Source organism: Acinetobacter sp. WCHAc060006 (assembly GCF_004209135.1).
Lineage (GTDB): Bacteria > Pseudomonadota > Gammaproteobacteria > Pseudomonadales > Moraxellaceae > Acinetobacter > Acinetobacter cumulans.
Genome location: NZ_SGSS01000004.1, coordinates 80,626 through 97,684, shown reverse-complemented (window position 1 = coordinate 97,684; position 17,059 = coordinate 80,626). Strand labels below are relative to the sequence as shown.

Below are 17,059 nucleotides of genomic sequence, written 5' to 3'. Positions count from 1 at the left end.
GGGCTACTCCTCGATGTGCAGATACATCAAATCTGTAGCACGTCTACCACAAAAATGATTGAGCTGTGCTAATTCTGCAGTCATCTTCAATAAATCATTCATCGGTAGCTTGAGCGCTTTACATTTGAGTAGTTTAATGATGCCACCATGGCTAATCACCAAGGCCTTTTTGAGCTTGTTTTCTTGCATATAAGCCATCATCTGCACGATTGCTTGAGTCACACGTGCATCAAATTGTGCCAAAGTTTCTGCATTGGGCGGGCTAAATTCAGTCGGTTGCAACCAAAATTTTTCCAGCTGATCAGGCACAGTTTCATATAAAAACTGCGTGCTTTGCCCTTCCCAGTCGCCAAAATGCATTTCTTGCAATTGTGCTAAGCAATGCACATCTAAATTGAGTTGCCTTGCAACAGACTGTGCAAAACGCTGACAACGCTGTAGCGGTGAGCTGAAAACAACATCCCAACTTTGCCCCGTCTCAATCGCATTGCGTAGTGTTTGCTGCATCTGCTGCCAGCCATTTTCAGTCAACGCATCATCGGTTGAGCCACGTAAAGTGTGGCTCAACTCAGTTTCACCATGACGCATCACATCTAAATGCAGCACATCAGTTGCAATGTCAGACTGACTTGACATTAGACCTTATCACCGATGACAGCAGCTTCTGCAAATGTGGCCATGTTATTATGCAAACTGCACGCCAGCTTAATTAGGCCAAGTGCTGCACCTGCACCACTGCCTTCACCCAAACGTAAATTCAGTTTTAATAACGGTTCAGCTTGTAATTCCTCTAATAAACGGCGGTGGCCATATTCGGCAGATTGATGGCCAAATAGCATCCATTCACGCACTTGTGGATTTAAACGTACTGCAACCAATGCCGAAACTGTACTAATAAAGCCATCAACGACAATAGGCAGACCTAATTGTGCACAACGAATATATGCACCTGTCATCGCAGCAATTTCTAAGCCACCCACTGCAGCCAAAGCTTTAAATGCATCCTGTTGTACATATTCTTGATGTAATGCCAAAGCTTGATCGATCACGTGTTTTTTATGCGCCAATTGCTCTGCACGAATTCCTGTGCCTACACCTGTGAGTTTTTCTGCAGATTCATTTAATAAAAAACACGCCACAGCAGATGCAGAACACGTATTCCCAATACCCATCTCACCCGCGACATAAATAGACGCCTGCGTAGCAAAGGCTTTTTCGGCACTCAGATAGCCCAATTGCATGGCCTGTTCGCACTGCTCTTCTGTCATGGCAGCTTGATGTGCAAAATTTGCCGTGCCTTGCATAATGCAGTGGCGCTCTACTCCTGCATAGTCGTAAGCCTCACCCACAGAACCACAATCAATCACCTGTAAATTGGCATTGTATTCTTTAGCAATCACGCTAATGCAGGCGCCACCAGATGTGAAGTTTTGTAGCATTTGGCGAGTAACGGCTTGTGGATAGGCTGAAATATTTTCTTCCATCACGCCATGATCACCTGCAAATATACAAATCCATGGTCGTTCTATAGATGGTTGTGCTGTATCTTGAAGCGTTGCCAATAACACTGCCGTGCGTTCTAATTCAGATAAAGAACCTGTAGGTTTGGTTAATTGAAGCTGCCTTGCTTCTGCTTGTTGTTTTGCATTTTCACTAGGCACTTTACATGCACTTAACCACCAACTCATTCTTTATCTCCTTTTAAAATCATGGGAAAACCTGCCACACAAAATACAACTTTATCTGCAATTTGGCCCAATTGCTGGTGCAAACGCCCTGTTTCATCAACAAACTTACGGCTGATTTGCCCCATCGGCACAACACCAAGTCCGGTTTCATTACTCACCAAAATAATGTCCGATTTTAAGGTCGGTAGCACATCTAATAACTTTTGACATTCGACTACTTGGCATTGCGTTTGCTCATCTTGCATGAGCAAATTACTCATCCATAAAGTCAAACAATCGACCAAAATAACTTGTCCAGCTTGATCTAATGTTTGCAAACAAGCCGCCAACTGCAAAGGCTCTTCAACTACCCGCCAAGTTGAAGGTCGCTGTGCTTGATGATGTGCAATACGCTCAGCCATTTCATCATCCCATGCTTGCGCAGTCGCTATATAAGTCACACTTTTATTTGCTTGCTGTGCAGTACGTTCAGCTAGACGGCTTTTACCCGAGCGTGCACCACCCAATATCAATTGAATCATAGAGAACCTAAGTGAAAATAGTGTTGAGCCATTAACTCAGCTTGTAATTGCTGGGCATGATAGGTACCAAATGTTAAGGCATCCACCTCAAATTCAAAGCTTTGCTTTGGCACTTCTGCTACTCGCGCTAAAACTTCATTGCTATTTAACTGATGCCCATACAGACCTAAAGTAATATGTGGACAATAATCTAAAGGTGCGATTTCATTAGAGCAGAGATTCAGCGCCTGCCGGATTTGTGTTAGGACCTGATCTGGGTCTTCAATTTCTACAAATAATGCGCTTTCAAAGCTGTTGATATGGCTAGTTTTGAGTCGAAATTTCTGTAATTTCAATTGTTGTAATTGGTGCTGATGTTCTTGTAATTGTTGTACGCTAAAATTATCACTCGCACTGTGCTGAGCGTTCCAAAACCCACAAATATATAGCGTAATATGAAATTGGCGCGTATTGGGTTGTAATAATATATCGGCAAATTGCTGACGTAATTGTGATAAATACGCCAAAAGCGCTGGGGCATGTATTTCAAGATACCATAATGAAAACTCTGTGCGCCCTAAATGCCATTCAGGATAATCTTGTTGTAGCGTCGCAATGACAGGCATATTCGGCTGGAGAAACACAGACAATTCACAATAAAAATTGGTGACTTACTTTAACCATGTTTAGGCATGAAAACCATGCTTAAACACACTCAATTGGATTAGCAATATTCATCTTAAGCTGAATATTTCTCAGCTCACACTCAATCGTTCATAAATCGTCTGCATTTTTACTCTATTTGCCTAAAGCCGTAAATTTAGATGATCAATCTAAAAATCATGTTGCGCTAATTGGTTCTGTAAAACGCTATCAATCGCATGAAAGCTTTGCTGTACCAGCTTTGGATCTGCCTCGATCAAAGCAAACTGCTTTTGTAAAAATAGCCGCACATCTTCTTGGGAATATTGCAGTTGTTGTACGGCATACATCGCACCCAATACAACACCTTGTTCTAAAGCACTTGTGGGCAAACCATACTCAAGATTCGTTTGCAATGAACCGAGTACACGCTCTTGCGCACTGAGCTTACGTAAAGGATCTCGTGCCACACGCGCACATGGGTCTTTAAATGCATTTTGGCAAGACCTTAAAAATGCCTGAGCCAGTTCTGCTAAATCATGATGATAATTTGGCATACTGCTATTTAGACCCGCTGTCACTTCTTTAAGCAGTGACTGGCAAAACAAACTGACTCGCTCATCTGCCATCGCAAGTCCAATGGTTTCATAGCCCAATACACTGCCATACCATGCAGTCATCGCATGCACACCATTCCATAAACGATTTTTAATGCGCTGAATGTCTTGTATGTCGTCCACTAAAATCATTTGACGCATTTTACGTAGCAAAGGACTGTTATTTTCGACATATAAAGGCATATTGAGTTCTGCATGAAATAGAATCAAATCCATATTTTGTAATGCATGGCTGGGTTGTAAATTACGGCGTAAGTGATCTATATAAGTCGTCGCTTGCTGTTCTTGCTCGAGCGTTAATTGCGTCGCATCATCCCAATGCTGTTGTGCGTCGTCCTCAGCGTCCACTTGCTGTTGCTGAAAAATGCCATGTTTAATTTTAAGCTGGCGATATAGGTTTTGATCACTTAGCTTAGACACCATACGATTCACCACCGTATCGCAGAAATAATGCTGGCACATAATCTTATTTGCAATCTCTGCATCGGTAATGTCTAGCAACGCCCGATGAACCAGTTGCATGAACAGCGCTTTCGCACCAATTTTATTTAAAATAATTAAAAACGTCAGCGGAAGCTCTTGTTGTTCAAATGCAACATGACGCGCCATAAGCCCCTGTGCAATGGTTTTGGCTTCTTGAGCTAAGGCAGATTCAGGCAAACATACTGCCACCATAGTCGATTCCGTATACATCTCTTGCATCTGCTCAAGATTGCCAGCATCAATCACTTGTATATTATCAATTCGCTCATCATAAGACATTTCACCATAACGAATACTATATGCACCAAAGGCATTTACCGCAGATTGATACAGTGGATTACGTGTGGTCGCATAAATACGCTTTGGCCGCGTATAGCCATCCCAATGTGAAAAAACTTGCGCAAGATAGCCCCCACCAATCGCCCCAAATCCATGGATGCCTACGCTTAATAAATTAATGGTTTGCGGGAAAGCCGTTTGTAATTCTGGCATCAACAAATGATCGACATATTGGTCTAAATCATCAAAAAACGCATACATATCATCATAATAAAAATCTGCATTACGCATCATTTCAGCATTCGGTGTCTTAATGTCTTTTAATAAGATGGTAATGCCGTTTGCATGACGCGCTGAACGAATACCATTGGCAGAGTCTTCAAACATTAGACTTGCATTTGCTTCGACATTTAACTGCTCAGCCGCCTTCAAAAATATTTCTGGATGTGGCTTACCTTGCTGTACTTCATCTCCACAAACCAACACATCAAAAAATTTATATACGCCTGCATTAATCAAATATTCTTCTGCAATTGCACGGCGACTAGATGTGGCTACCGCCATACGTAGGCCAGATTTACGTAAGCGTTCTAAAACTTGAACCAACCCTAATTTAATGGGTACACCGTTCGTACGAACATACTCCAATTCCAATTGATCAGCTCTTTGACGAATGTCTGCATAAGGAATTGATTCCCCATATTCTTGATGAGCCAATTCTTCTGCACTTTTGGCACTCAGCCCTAAACAAGCCATTAAATAAGCATCTGAAAATGCCTCGCCATGCAGTTCTTGAGATGCCTGTTTCAATGTTTGAAACCGAAGCCGCTCAGTATCAAACATTGTTCCATCCATATCAAAAATGGCAGCAAAAATATTTTTTCCATGAAATTTAAACATTTATTCCCCTAATTTATAAATTAATGCACCTACCTATGCTAGCTGAGCTCGCACCAAGAAAGGCTAAAATATAAATATGGAAACAAATTTGATTATTTTTTGATCCAAAATATTTAAAGCTTACTATTTTTTGTTGTTTTTTCTTTAGCGCTCTAATGTGCTTATGTAATCTCAACAAGCGATAAATGGAGAATAAGCACAAAATAACATCGGAGCCGTACAGTCAAAATAATTCTATCTTCTACAGCTTTTCCAGCTTAAGCACATAAAAAGAGATCAATATTCAGCAGTATAAATAACGAATCAACGCGAAAAAAATAGGCTAAAACAAATCTTCACTTAACATGAATCAGCCAATCAGACAAATCTCAATAGCTTGCTACTTGATCGTGATTGGCTTAAAACATAAATATTGATGTAACTATGCAGACTTAAGTTCCAGCATAAAAATTGATAAATTTAACTAGTCAATTTAACGGGCCAATTCAGCTGTTTTTTCGGGACTGATTTGCTTGAATGCAAAAAACACCATGAGTGCAAACATCGTGAGCATTAAAAAATAATACGGATAAGACGTATGCCATTGGTATAAGCCAGTGCTTAGAATTGGCCCGATTACAAAACTTAAAGCTTGTGTAGCCGTACACCAACTAGCCACTTTAGCCTGCTGATGTTTAGGTGCAGTTTGCGCAGCACCTGTAGTAAAAGCAGGGATTAAACACGCTACCGACACACCATAAAGCACATAGGCCAGTTGGAATACTCTCAAATGTTCTGTGCTGACAGATATCCAAAGTGCGATACTCATTGCAACCAAGCCCACCCAAAGTAAGGTATATACAGACCATTTGAGCTTTTTAGAAATCAGCACTTGCATCACCACCAGCGAAATTCCCACCAGTAACGAGCATTGAGAAAAATATGTCGCACCTTGTAAAACACTGGTTTTAAAGTGGTCTTGAATATAAAAGCCAGCGGTTAAATTAACCGTAACGATAGCCAAGTACAAACTAAACCCGAGTACCAGCCATGCCATTGAGCGCTTTAAACTAAAGTTTTTCCCCTCTGTCAGTACTTCATCTGAATCTAAACTCTTGCTCTGTTGAGCCAAAGTACTTGTAGATTCAAGGCTGATTGAGTTTTCTGAACTGGCATCCTTTGGCTTTTGCTGGTCAAATAACACAACAATCACCACACTAATAATGCTCAAAATCGCAATAGCAGCCCAAAGTGGTGTCATCATGCCCCATGCCAACAGTAATGTGGTCAAAAATGGCCCAAATACCACACCTACGCTATTGAGCGCACCAAATTTTGACATAGTTTTTGAGCGTAGCTGTTCTTCTTCATAACTGGTCATAACATGGGTTTGTAGCGCAATTTGTGGCATTGCCATAAATACCCCTGTACTGGCGCGCGCCAACATGAGTAAGGTAAATAGCAACATTACGGATATTTGCGCCGTAAGCCCATACATGAGCACACCACTAAACAGTCCCCACGTGACTGCCATGCCAATAAAACCAATGCTCAGCAATTGATAAATTGAAAACTTTGTTTGATTTTTACTGATATAAATTGCAGCACACGCCATGAGGAGCGCACCTATAGACACCATGGCACCCGCTTGAAGCTCCGACAGCTGTAACTTACGAACCAGTGGTGCAAGTAAGGGTAAAATCATGGAAAAACTTGCGCCATTGGCAAGGCTTGCGGCAATAAAAATCTTATTATTTTGCTTCATTGTTTTATAACTCATACGGCTGACATGTTTATAAAGCAAAAAAGGCAGCTTGCGCTACCTTTTTACGATGCACTGCATAAAGCGGAAAGATTGTGTGAGTTTTAATATTTCAAACTATAACTCAAACCATAGGTTCGCCCTTGTGCAGGCAAGCTCGAAATTGGGCCATATACCGTAGATACAGACTGGCTATATACAGATTTATAGTCATTGTTCCATACATTATATACACCTAAGCCTAAGTTACCTGGCCCAGCTTTGGTATTAAAAATCACATCCATCGTGCTAAAACCTTTAATTTCTGCTGGTGCACGTGAACCATATTTTTCAGCATCTTTTTTCGCTTTATCTGCCCCCCCTACTGCAAGTGCTTGCACACGTAAGCTCATGTCATGATCAAATTGCCATTCAGAAAAAACTGTCCCTTTTAAAGGAGCTACACGGATAGCGTCCAGTTCTTGCCAAGCACCTGTGGTATTTTTAAACTGGCCGCGTGTATAAGCCAGAGTTCCCCCTACTGTCCAATCAGGCTGTAACTGATAACTCATATTGCCTTCTAGGCCATAAACGCGCTCATCCGTATCAACGACATCAATGGTAAAATTTGGCTGTCCAAATTTAATCGATTTATTAGAGTCATTATAAAAAGCCGACAGCCCTGCATTTAACCCTGTTGCAGACTGTTTACGCCATCCCACTTCATAACTATTGACTTTAATTGGCTGAATACTTTTGTTGCTTACCTCAAAACCAGCAGGCACATCACGGAGCATACGCTGTACATCGGGTAAATTAGCCCCTTGTGAAAAATTAGCAAACAGCTGTTGCTCGTCTGTTAAATGATAGACCGCACCCAAATTAAATAAGGTTGCATCGTGGTCAATTTTACCGCCATTGAGGGTTTTGGCCTGATAGCCTGGCACATCATTGGCGACCACTTGTTCAGAATACGGCGTAGAAGCTGCAACTTTACTTTCTACATATTCTTGACGCACGCCTGCTTGCACACCAATTCGGTCTGTTACATCCATTTGAGCTTGTACGAAAGCACCAATTTTACTGGTTTCAACATCTGGCCCAAAACCATATTTGCCCTGTGCTTTAAAGTTTAGGCCATTACTTTGCATAAAGGTATTGAGGTCATAACGGCGGAAGGTTGCACTGTCTTTTTCATTTTCATAGTCCACACCATAAGTAAGGCCTAATGTTTTATTTGCGACATCAAAGTCTTTTTGTAAGGCAACACGTGCCCCCAATACCTCCATTTCACTTTCCGACTGACTCACCAAAAAGGTTTTGAGTGAAGGATGATCAAAACCATTTACAGACGGATAAAAGCGTGCAACTTCATTGCGGTAATATGCTTCTACATTCAGATGGTGGCCCAAAAAGTCTTGATTTTCGTATTGCGTATTAAAGCCATAACGCTCTGTTAGAGGTTGTTCATCCAACTGTAAGCCTTTAACAGCATGCAAGGAAGGTGTTTGCCCTTGTAATAAAACGGCTAAATTTGACCCATAATCTGGCCCATATTCACTGTCTTGTTCATCATGAAAATAATTTGCACCAAAACTTAAATTTTGCCCATCAGCAATTTTCCAAGACACGCGACCATTTAAATCTAGCGTATCTGTGTCTTGGCGATCGGTCTGTGCAACTTCAGGGCCAATTCGCTTACCATGACTGTCTTGAAATTCACCACGCTTGGCATAGCTTGCACCTAAAGTCCCTTTCACATCGCCCTGATTAAAATTCATCACTTGTGAAACTTCATAAGCCATGGCATCAGATTTAATATTATTGCCTGAAGTCACACCTAATTTGGTTTCAAAACTTAAGGGTTCATCACCACCACGGCGCGTAATAATATTAATAATACCGCCAGTTGCGCCTGAACCATAAATACTGCTGGCTCCTGAAACCACTTCAATACGCTCAATCATGGCAGGGCTAATGCTGTTTAACTGACGTGATAAATCTCGATAACCCGTTTGTGGTACGCCATCAATCATATATTGCACGACACGACCACGCATGGTCATGCCATAGTTAGATGTTGTACCTGAACCTGCTGTTAAAGATGGAATTAATACGCCCAAGATGTCTGAGGTGCTTTTACCCGCATTCGATTGTTTTTCAATTTCTTGACGTGGAATGCTATAAACCGTTCCTGCAATATCAGCAATATTTTTGGCTGAACGTGTTGCAGTTACCACGATGGTTTCCATTTTAGTGGTTGAGGGCTCAGTTGTGGTATTTTCCGTACTGTTGATGTCGGCAGCATATAGCTGTGTACATACAGCAAGACTCAAGCAGGTCAATTGCATTGGAACAAAAAAGCGTTTCATGGGTTTTCCTCACTGTGTGACACAGTATTTTTTTGACGAAGTTTGTGTTTTTTTATTTGTGAAATTATGAGTTGGCTCAGTAACACGCTAAGCACAGATCCGATGGCCAAAACCAAATAGAAATGACCATAGCCAAGTGCTTTGGCCAAAAAGCCTGAAAAAGCTCCGCCAATGAAATACACCAGCAATTCGAAGCACACTAAAATGGTGAAATCTGTGCCTGCTTGGGCTTTAGATGCGCTTTGCATGAAGTAGGCATACAGCGCTGTCATGGCGATATAACGAATGGCCAGCATCAGCACAACGCAAAGCGCCAAGAATAAATGCCACTGCTGGAACCAACCTAAAACAATGGCAAAGCCCATAACGGCATAAAGCGCCGTACGACACCATGCAGCCCAAATGAGTAATTGGGTTGAGGGGATTTTTTTTAGTAGGAAGGCAGCACTGACAGCCGCCAACAAGCCCACACCCGCCCCAATCACAGACATCAATACGCCAATTTGTGAGAGTGACCATTGTTGGTCGATGAGCATCGGATTAAGCATGGCCATTGCTGGTGCTTCTACCACGCGATAACACAAGATTAAGGCCAAAGCCCACAATATTTCTGGGCGTTTAAAAGCACGTTTTAAACTAGGACGGGTGTCAACGAATGCTTCTGCAGTTGTCGATATTGTAGATTTTTCTTGTATAAAAAATATCGCTAGCATGGTCAGTGCCGTCAACACAGCCAAACTGGTCAATGCATATTGCCAGCCATAGTATTGATACAGCCAAAGCGTAGCAGCCCCACCAATCATGCTCCCCAATGCAACACCAATACTTTGTGCCATACTGCCAAAACGGTAATCGGCATCTTTAAAGCTTTCTACGGTATAACCATCAATGGCAATGTCTTGCGTAGCAGCAAAGGTGGAGATCCATAGCCCAACGATGACAAATACCCCTAAACCATAGGAAAATTGCGTCATGGCCAAGGCCAATACACCTAAAACTAAGGCAATTTGGGTCACAAACAACCATGTTTTTCGTTTGCCTAATTTTTGAATATAAAAGCGATCTATATATGGCGCCCAAAAAAACTTAAAGGCCCACGGCAGATACAGCAAAGACAGCATGCCAATCCAACGTAAATCGACACCTTGGTGCCTCAAGATTGCAGGCAACGCCACATTATAAAAATACAGGGGTAGCGCATGCGCCAAATACAACACAATCACAATGCCCAAGCTCAATGCTGTAAGCCCCTGACCTGTTGCTTGTTGTTTTACATTTAACATAGCCACCTCTGAACAGCCCATAGCAACGCATCTGTACGGTCTAAAGTGACGTAATACGGTACACGCCATGCTGCATGTAAAGACGGTGCATTTAAACGTTGCTGATCTGCTGGATCTTGTGCAATGCGTACCAATCCCAAACAGTATTGGAAAAAATCTTGCTTATAGCGCTTGTACCATGTGGCTTGTAGCTGTCTGTATTGCTCTGGAAACTCAGTCACAGGCTCAGTTTGCATGACCAAAACAAAATGTTGTTGCTTTAGAAAAAAGCGCTCTACCTGACTCAGCCATAGCTCAAACTCTTCGGTAGAAACATGCGCTGAAAAGCGCATGTCCATAATTTGGATATGTGTGGAGGCATAGCTCATAACATAGCCTCAGTCTGCGCTACAGGCTGTATTTTCTTTTGAGCTTGCTGAGATGCAGTCAAATAACCGCCAAATTTTTGATAGAACTTATCTTTGAAGCAGTAATACAGCATGGCGGTTTTTTCAGGCATTGGAATTAATCGCTGTGCCTCATAACAAAGCTCCTCTACTACAACTGCATAAGGTTTCACCGTATGGTCTGGCTCACCCACAATTTTTGTAGATGGTGCATGTTCAAAAATATAAAAACCCAGCATTCGCATCACGGGTCTTAAATATCCCTGACCAAATGCAGACTTTTCACCAAATAACAAATGCCAGCCTAAATCTGTGTCATCCCCGTCGTAATAGCGCCCTAAGCGGTCGCGCTTACCTTCATAAATTTCGGTATAGCCCACATCCTGCCCATTCACACCAACAATCAATATTCGGTGATGATCATCCGCCAAGGCTTTTTCATAATAGACCTGTAGCTCAAGTTCAGATTTGTTCAGTTGCCACTGTGGAATGACATGCGGCTCATGCATCCATTTATGTACCAAAGCCATATCTTCTGGATATCGCATTTGTCGTAAATAGAATTGCGTCTCATTCTCATGGTATTCATAAAAATCAGGCAGTTGACGCGATAAAGTAGTCATTATTTTCGTCCTAAAAAATGTCTTAAATGTTATGAAATAGCTGGCTGTTGCTTTGCAGACACAGATGGTTGAGCTTTATTCGATGTAATCTGTGTTGCCCACTGCGCTAATGTTTGTGGGCTTACAGGATTTGCAATTGGGTCTAGAAAAACTGGAACTGGGCGTTCTGCCTCATCGTTATAACTGGTGGTAAATAAACGCACGCGATTGAGGCAAATTTTGTCGTATTCAGGTCTAAACATTGCAAATTTTTCAATACGTTCAACCCATTCAGGGTGCGCCTGATGAAATGCAGCAATCACATCAGATATGGTTTGCCAAAACTCAAGTTCGCTGTGCGAAGGAAAATCTTGCAAAAATACATTACAGATATAACGGTAATGCACCATAAACAGCCCTGTGAAGATAAAATGACTAAGTTCTAAGGCACTATGGCGCAGTAATATTTGTGCTTCAGCAGGTAAATTGGCCAGCTCGGCAAAATCTTCATCCACCAAATTCACATCATCAATAAAGTCTTTGAGTACCATTTTTTCAGGTACACCCTGACGGTGAATCAGCATGGTATTTTCACCATGTGGTGAAAAAGCCAAACCATATTTATAAAGACAAATTAGCAATGGATGAACACTGACTTCAGCAAAGCGCTTTAACCATTGCAATGGACTTAAACCTGAAGCGTCAATTAACACTTTTAAAATAGATTCACCATTGGCATCACGATGCAAAAGCGCAGCTTGAGACAGCGCAGACTGACCTACGCCAATGCACGGGTCTACACTTTCGCGCCACAAACAACCAAATAACTCTTTAAATTGATATGGCGCGCCTTCAATTTGGTCATAGCAAGGCTGCTGTATGGTCAATGTGGCAATTTCGCCCAAGAACTCTACACCAGAAGCTTTTAAATCAGGATCTTGTTGCTGAATTTGCTTTAACCATGCCGTGAGTGCTGGCGCAGCTAAATTACGTTTCGATGGTAAGCCACGATAAACCGCCGTATTTAAAATACTGACAGGGAGTTTGACGTAGTGACGTTGAGGCTGACTGATATTGCATAAAGTTCGAATGGATTGCATCGGAACATATTGGTCTTGCCCAATATCCAACTCAATTATGCGCTGTGACACGATTTCATGAGCATAAGTCGCCACCAACCATTGGTGCCATTGCCATGCATGTACTGGAATGAGGAAATAATCTGCTGTCGATAAACCACGCTGAAATAAGATCTCTTCAAAATGATTTCGTTCAGATGCACTCAACTCATATTCATATAAACGACTGGCTTGCCATTCTGCTGTTGCACGAAACTGTGCTAAATCACGGTGAACCGCCAACCACAGCACTTTAACTTGTGGTGAAAGCTCGGGGGCACTGGTCACATAGTCATCATAACCAAAGCCCATACGCCCCTTACTCATAATTAACCAAGGGTGACCGCGCAGCATACCTTCAATTTTATAGTGAGGCTCTGTGAGTACCGCTGTACTTGGCAGACGGTGCTCAAGCATCACATGCGCTTCTGCCAACCACGTATTGTTCATCTCTTTCATTAAATAGGCTTGAGTAAACGGCTTTACATTCGCTTGAATGGCAAAAGCCTGTATAAATGCATGTAAATTCCATGCTGGCTCAGTATTTAAATCAGGATCATCTGGTTGATTGATTGAAAACTCGCGAACTGAACCTGTTTCAATCTGCCAATGCCCAAGCAAATATTGCTCACCTTTAAACTGATAAACCTGTCCGTTTAACACCAAATGGTAGGTCCTTGGTGCTATTTTCGTGACGCTCATCATTTCTTCATATAAAAATTCAGCAATTGCCATTTCTATTAATTGCTGGCCTGCACGGCGCCACTCTTTTTGACCAATCTGTAACTTTGCAAATTTCATGATATATACTCAAATACATTATTTTTCTGTGTTTTTAGCCCTTTTAATTCAAAGCGTTGTGTCTGATCGTTCAACTTTTGAATGCAAAATTGCTCCTGCATCGGCACCGTTTGATGCGCTGTAGACACCAGACTTAACTCTGGGTTTTTTTCAGGCCGAAAGTGCTGAAAACACTGAGCTTGGTCGCTCATTTCATACAGCTCATATCCTACTAATTGATTGGCAATATGGGCCGCGCGACATGCACCTAAACCTAAGTCGGGTGTACCCACACCATGTGTATGCAACTCTTGGTTTTGTACGTAAATTTCGCCTAGAGCATCATGTGACAACCGGTAGTCACGATGCACTTTCCAACGCCCTTGTTCATCGGTATGAATTAAGGGTTTTAGGTATCTTAAAAATTCAAATTCTGGACTGACATAACCTGTTGCTGCTACAACACAATCAGCCTGTAAAACAAACTGTTGCTCTGTGACGGTATGTTGGAAATGCAATTGAATTTTGCCTTGCACATACTCTGCATGCTTTAAATGTGATTGCGCATGTAAGTGCGTCATTTGCTCTCGTGTACCAATACTGCGGTGATACAGTTTTTGGTAAATTTCACGAATCGTTTGTGCACTAATGCCCTTATACAACAATGCTTGTTGTTTCAATTGATCCGCTTTTTGCGCTGCACTGAGTTGATAAAAATGCTCGGTATAATCTGGACTAAAGTGCTCCAAGCCAAGCGGTGCATATTCCATTGGGAAAAACCCATTAGACCGTGTAAGCCAGTGCAACTTATAAGGCAATGCTTGACGAGTAGATCTTGGCTGACGCTCTTGCGCATGCTGCTGATCAAACAAGTCCATAAAGACTTCGGCAGCAGATTGGCCTGAACCCAACACCACCACATTACCACTACGCTGCTGACCACTCTGGCTGAGGTACGAAGCCGAGTGTAAACATTGTTCAGGATACTGTTGTTGCAAGCTCTGCAAGCACACAGGTAAATGAGGTACATTCCCTGAACCAATCACCAAATGACGGCATAGAAAATGTTGTAATACACCATCTTGCTCGACCACAACTTCAAAACCATGCTCTTTGGCATAAATAGCTTTGACACTCGATTGATATTGAATATTGCTGAGCTGATCTGCGACCCATTGGCAATAATGGTTATATTCACGTCGTGGAATTTGCGAACGTTCAAGAAAATAAAACTTATATAAACGTTGCTGTGCTTTTAAATAATTTAAAAAACTATAAGGACTGGTCGGATCAACCATCGACACCAAATCGGCCATAAATGGTACTTGCAAAACGGTATCTGGTAACTGCATCCCCGCATGCCAATCAAACTGCGCTTTTTGTTCAAAAAAGCGATATTTCAAATTGGTTTTATCTTGTAATAAGCTGGCCAAACTTAAATTAAAGGGCCCTAATCCAATTCCTATAAAATCAAGCATAGCGCGCATCCTTTTGTTTAAGTTGCAAAGGATTACTCAATTGAACATACACAGACTGTTGTTCTACAGGTGCAATGAGCTCATCAAGCTCATGTAATCGCGTTAAAAGATTCGCTTTATACGGTAGAGTCTCTTGGTAGAGCAAAGCATGTAATAGGCTACTTTCAGGATATTGCGCAAATAAAACCAATAATCGCTGCTGTAATTCATCTAATAGCTGTTGTTCCTTAATCCACCCCGTTGCACCAATGGCATTAATCAAACCAAATAAGGTATTACCAAAGAAATAATAACTAAAACGTTCATCTACAAATTCTTGCGAGCCTACAGCGTGGGCCTTATCGGCTAAATCTGGAAATAGCGATAGTACTTCCGTTGCCCGCTCTTGAATGTAATAAAAACCTTGATTGTCGCGAAGCCACAAATATTTAGGTAAGCCATGTTCCAGTTCAAGTAACACATTTTGCTGATGTGACTCAAATGCCATGCCATATTGGTGATACACATGCATCAACGGCTTTAAAGAAATATCGAGGAACTTTTGGAACCAATACAGCGCAATTTGGCCTCGATCTTGTGCTGGATTTTGCTGATGCAAATAGGCAAATAACGTGTCAAAACGATTTTGTGCTTGGCTTGGATGATCCTGACATAAGGATGCAATACAGCTTACTTGTTGCGTCTTATCAAAGGGCTGATCTCTAAAAATGCAGATCGTTTCATTGATGATTTCATCTTGCTGTTTTAGTGCAATCCAAGCTGGATCATTCAATGCTTTTAAAGTTGGGCATTGCGCTAATATTTTCTGCCCTAAAGTACTGTGCCATAGTTGATGTGTCATTTCGCCCCGGTAGCATTCTTTGGCTAAATTCACGCGGATCGAGTTGGTAATCATGACAGATAACGATGGCTTCAACATCCAAGGCGCATCAAAACTTGCCAAAGTTCGTACTGAAGTTGTCGGTGAAAATGCCCAAGCACGCTCACCTAAATCGATGATTTGATCTTGCGCCTTTAATTGCTTAAACCACGGCTTACACTGCAAATAGCGTGCTTGCCAAGGATGTAATGGCAATAATTTATAATGTGGATATTTTTCTAAGCATGCATAATCTGTATTACTTAAATGTTTGTATAAATGCTGTTTCAATTCACTCGAAATAGACGTATTGAGAGCATTCCCTTCTGCAATATAGTCTGGTGCGACCAACCAATAATGCATTGGGGTCTGTGACTTGGCTTCTGGTGAGAAATTTGTCCAGTCTTCATGCACAAAACCCACTCTACTTTTGGGTGCAGGATGCATGCTATGTCCTAAAATTAAGGCCTGTTCAGTTTCTATAAAACTTTGTTCGAGCTGAATAAAATCGTCAAATTCATGCTGACGCAGGGTTAAAAACTGCGTAAGTGCATCTCGACTTTCAATCCAACGCTCCAACAATGATGCAGGATCTAAACGTGTTGTTTGACAGGGTTGCACTTCTTCTTGCGCATCACCTACACGTGATGTCATTACAAGCTCTTCTAAAAGTAAGGCCACCATAGCCACACAGCTCATATTTTGAAATTGCCCCTTACTCCTTACTTTGGGCAACGTAGCTATACGATGACGTCCTACTGTACTCACATAGGAGAGCGGCACCAACAGCTGAGACTGTATTGCATCTAATGGCAATACCAATAACGTCAAGCCTTGGCTAAACGTCAGTTGAGATGAATTTTGTTGATACTTCTCGAGTAAAATTGATTTACCCGTTTCTTGTGAGTATGCATTGACAAGATGCTGCATCGCCAAGCGACTAGCAAGCGCTTTCATCTGACCATATCCTCTGTTTTTAAACTCAATTTGAGCCTTTCATATATTTATGTTTCTTTTAATGCACAAATTTTGTGACTGCGCTGGCCAACGCTCAAAAACATATTAATGATAATCATTATTGTTAACATTTGCACTTTTGTGAATTTTTGCTAACAAATTCGATTTTTTGCTGTAATAAACTGTTTTTTAGTTATTTATTTTTTAATATGAATATTTCTGCTGAAAAGTATTAGAAATATTGGCATGGAACTAAATGATAATATTCTCATTTACGATTGTTTTTATCATTTTCTAAGCGTAATCCCTCCCCATAAGAAAAATAAATAAAATCTATCTATTTGTAATAATTATATTTTTATAACAATAAAAATGAACCTCGTAAAAAAAGCACA

At 41.4% G+C, this 17,059-nt stretch carries 13 protein-coding genes; all 13 read right to left on the bottom strand.

Going from position 1 to position 17,059, the window contains the following annotated elements; translation table 11 throughout:
• Window positions 1–3 precede the first annotated feature (3 nt).
• The gene (locus EXE29_RS03985) at window positions 4–636 is read right to left on the bottom strand and encodes a histidine phosphatase family protein (RefSeq protein WP_410159308.1); all 633 of its coding nucleotides are present in this window, start codon (window positions 634–636) and stop codon (window positions 4–6) included.
• On the bottom strand, window positions 636–1,688 hold the full coding sequence (gene cobT / locus EXE29_RS03980; protein ID WP_117006732.1) for a nicotinate-nucleotide--dimethylbenzimidazole phosphoribosyltransferase: 1,053 nt from the start codon (window positions 1,686–1,688) through the stop codon (window positions 636–638). Before cobT ends, EXE29_RS03985 begins: the two co-directional genes overlap by 1 nt.
• On the bottom strand, window positions 1,685–2,209 hold the full coding sequence (cobU, locus tag EXE29_RS03975; protein WP_106984979.1) for a bifunctional adenosylcobinamide kinase/adenosylcobinamide-phosphate guanylyltransferase: 525 nt from the start codon (window positions 2,207–2,209) through the stop codon (window positions 1,685–1,687). Before cobU ends, cobT begins: the two co-directional genes overlap by 4 nt.
• On the bottom strand, window positions 2,206–2,832 hold the full coding sequence (locus EXE29_RS03970; protein ID WP_227865774.1) for a 2'-5' RNA ligase family protein: 627 nt from the start codon (window positions 2,830–2,832) through the stop codon (window positions 2,206–2,208). The genes cobU and EXE29_RS03970 overlap by 4 nt, the downstream gene beginning before the upstream one ends.
• A gap of 189 nt (window positions 2,833–3,021) precedes the next feature.
• Window positions 3,022–5,109 carry a bifunctional mannitol-1-phosphate dehydrogenase/phosphatase gene (gene mtlD / locus EXE29_RS03965; RefSeq protein ID WP_106984977.1) on the bottom strand — a complete coding sequence of 696 codons (2,088 nt, stop codon included), beginning with the start codon at window positions 5,107–5,109 and terminating at the stop codon, window positions 3,022–3,024.
• Between the two features lie 472 nt (window positions 5,110–5,581).
• The gene (locus EXE29_RS03960; protein ID WP_106984976.1) at window positions 5,582–6,853 is read right to left on the bottom strand and encodes an MFS transporter; all 1,272 of its coding nucleotides are present in this window, start codon (window positions 6,851–6,853) and stop codon (window positions 5,582–5,584) included.
• Between the two features lie 101 nt (window positions 6,854–6,954).
• Window positions 6,955–9,201: a TonB-dependent receptor gene (locus EXE29_RS03955; protein ID WP_120363959.1), complete on the bottom strand. Its 2,247-nt coding sequence runs from the start codon at window positions 9,199–9,201 to the stop codon at window positions 6,955–6,957.
• The gene (locus EXE29_RS03950; protein ID WP_120363960.1) at window positions 9,198–10,505 is read right to left on the bottom strand and encodes an MFS transporter; all 1,308 of its coding nucleotides are present in this window, start codon (window positions 10,503–10,505) and stop codon (window positions 9,198–9,200) included. The genes EXE29_RS03955 and EXE29_RS03950 overlap by 4 nt, the downstream gene beginning before the upstream one ends.
• Window positions 10,478–10,852 carry a hypothetical protein gene (locus tag EXE29_RS03945; RefSeq protein WP_120363961.1) on the bottom strand — a complete coding sequence of 125 codons (375 nt, stop codon included), beginning with the start codon at window positions 10,850–10,852 and terminating at the stop codon, window positions 10,478–10,480. The genes EXE29_RS03950 and EXE29_RS03945 overlap by 28 nt, the downstream gene beginning before the upstream one ends.
• The gene (locus EXE29_RS03940) at window positions 10,849–11,493 is read right to left on the bottom strand and encodes a GNAT family N-acetyltransferase (protein ID WP_117006728.1); all 645 of its coding nucleotides are present in this window, start codon (window positions 11,491–11,493) and stop codon (window positions 10,849–10,851) included. Before EXE29_RS03940 ends, EXE29_RS03945 begins: the two co-directional genes overlap by 4 nt.
• Before the next feature lie 29 nt (window positions 11,494–11,522).
• On the bottom strand, window positions 11,523–13,391 hold the full coding sequence (locus tag EXE29_RS03935) for an IucA/IucC family protein (protein WP_120363962.1): 1,869 nt from the start codon (window positions 13,389–13,391) through the stop codon (window positions 11,523–11,525).
• Complete coding sequence (locus EXE29_RS03930) at window positions 13,388–14,848, bottom strand: lysine N(6)-hydroxylase/L-ornithine N(5)-oxygenase family protein (protein ID WP_120363963.1); 1,461 nt, start codon at window positions 14,846–14,848, stop codon at window positions 13,388–13,390. Before EXE29_RS03930 ends, EXE29_RS03935 begins: the two co-directional genes overlap by 4 nt.
• The gene (locus EXE29_RS03925; protein ID WP_120363964.1) at window positions 14,841–16,664 is read right to left on the bottom strand and encodes an IucA/IucC family protein; all 1,824 of its coding nucleotides are present in this window, start codon (window positions 16,662–16,664) and stop codon (window positions 14,841–14,843) included. The genes EXE29_RS03930 and EXE29_RS03925 overlap by 8 nt, the downstream gene beginning before the upstream one ends.
• Window positions 16,665–17,059 lie beyond the last annotated feature (395 nt).

Coding starts and splice junctions, on each gene's coding strand:
- EXE29_RS03985 (WP_410159308.1), bottom strand. CDS start 636: ATGTCAAGTCAGTCTGACATTGCAACTGATGTGCTGCATTTAGATGTG.
- cobT (WP_117006732.1), bottom strand. CDS start 1,688: ATGAGTTGGTGGTTAAGTGCATGTAAAGTGCCTAGTGAAAATGCAAAA.
- cobU (WP_106984979.1), bottom strand. CDS start 2,209: ATGATTCAATTGATATTGGGTGGTGCACGCTCGGGTAAAAGCCGTCTA.
- mtlD (WP_106984977.1), bottom strand. CDS start 5,109: ATGTTTAAATTTCATGGAAAAAATATTTTTGCTGCCATTTTTGATATG.
- EXE29_RS03960 (WP_106984976.1), bottom strand. CDS start 6,853: ATGAAGCAAAATAATAAGATTTTTATTGCCGCAAGCCTTGCCAATGGC.
- EXE29_RS03955 (WP_120363959.1), bottom strand. CDS start 9,201: ATGAAACGCTTTTTTGTTCCAATGCAATTGACCTGCTTGAGTCTTGCT.
- EXE29_RS03950 (WP_120363960.1), bottom strand. CDS start 10,505: ATGGGCTGTTCAGAGGTGGCTATGTTAAATGTAAAACAACAAGCAACA.
- EXE29_RS03945 (WP_120363961.1), bottom strand. CDS start 10,852: ATGAGCTATGCCTCCACACATATCCAAATTATGGACATGCGCTTTTCA.
- EXE29_RS03940 (WP_117006728.1), bottom strand. CDS start 11,493: ATGACTACTTTATCGCGTCAACTGCCTGATTTTTATGAATACCATGAG.
- EXE29_RS03935 (WP_120363962.1), bottom strand. CDS start 13,391: ATGAAATTTGCAAAGTTACAGATTGGTCAAAAAGAGTGGCGCCGTGCA.
- EXE29_RS03930 (WP_120363963.1), bottom strand. CDS start 14,848: ATGCTTGATTTTATAGGAATTGGATTAGGGCCCTTTAATTTAAGTTTG.
- EXE29_RS03925 (WP_120363964.1), bottom strand. CDS start 16,664: ATGAAAGCGCTTGCTAGTCGCTTGGCGATGCAGCATCTTGTCAATGCA.